The organism is Massilia genomosp. 1 (assembly GCF_011682185.1).
Taxonomy (GTDB): domain Bacteria; phylum Pseudomonadota; class Gammaproteobacteria; order Burkholderiales; family Burkholderiaceae_D; genus Telluria_A; species Telluria_A rubra.
The window spans coordinates 1-679 of record NZ_WHJF01000347.1 but is presented as its reverse complement, the minus strand read 5'-3'; the positions used below and the strand labels follow the sequence as shown (position 1 = coordinate 679).

Below are 679 nucleotides of genomic sequence, written 5' to 3'. Positions count from 1 at the left end.
GCTTGCGCCAGACTCCCGGAGTTTGAGCCAGATTGAAGTAAGCTTTCCATCCCAGCACGTATCGCCGCAACTGTTCGATCACCTGGTTTATGCTACGGCCACAGGTACGACTTGTTATCTGCCGTATCCTTTGCTTGAACGTTTCCCGCGCCTTGTTCGAGATGGCCCGTTTGACCTCGCCTCTCGGAGCCGCCCATAAGGCGAAACCCAGAAACTTTCGACCAAACGCGCTGCCCACCGCACTTTTCGATTCATTGATCGTCAAATGCAGTTTGCCGTACAGACGCTTTAGCAGTGCCATCACCCGTTCACCAGCCTGCTGACTGCGCACGTACACATTGCAGTCGTCGGCGTAGCGAGCGAAACGATGCCCCCTGCGTTCAAGCTCTCGATCCACTTCGTCCAGCAACACATTGGCCAGCAGAGGCGACAGCGGCCCGCCTTGTGGCGTACCGGCCTCCCGTTCGGCCACCACACCGTTACTCATGATGCCTGCATTCAGATACGATCGGATCAGCCCAATGATGCTGGCGTCTGCGATGCGTTTCTGGAACCGGTCGATGAGCACATCATGATTGACCCGATCAAAGAATTTCTCAAGATCGACGTCCACCACGATTCGGAAGCCGTCCTGCACATGTTGCTGTGCTGCGAGCACCGCGTCACGCGCCCGACGGCC

General features: G+C 57.1%; 1 protein-coding gene. It reads right to left on the bottom strand.

Going from position 1 to position 679, the window contains the following annotated elements:
• Nucleotides 1-679, bottom strand: a 679-nt coding sequence (locus tag F1735_RS34005; protein ID WP_267876722.1) for a reverse transcriptase domain-containing protein, incomplete at both ends; no start/stop codon positions are given.